The sequence below is a fragment of the Seonamhaeicola marinus genome, from assembly GCF_008085455.1.
This window is the reverse complement of sequence record NZ_VSDQ01000759.1, coordinates 289-507: the sequence shown is the minus strand read 5'-3', so window position 1 is coordinate 507 and position 219 is coordinate 289. Positions and strand designations below refer to the sequence as shown.

Annotated in this window: 1 pseudogene; it reads right to left on the bottom strand. The window is 30.6% G+C overall.

Annotated elements, in window-relative coordinates:
- Positions 1–219: pseudogene (locus FUA24_RS23395) on the bottom strand (arginine decarboxylase); the annotation flags it as partial.

Below are 219 nucleotides of genomic sequence, written 5' to 3'. Positions count from 1 at the left end.
GTTGTTATAAACGATGAGTTTATCATATTCCATTTTTCTCTATCGTTTTGTTGTTTTTGGTAAAGTACTTCATAAATAGCGCCTCCGCTTTCGCCAACTGTAAAGCTTCCAAATTCTGTAAATATATTTGGTACATCTACTCCTTCCTCTTCACAAGTTACATTTATTTGATTTATAATTTCATCAATCATGTACTCATAATCAAACTCAAAAGCTAAT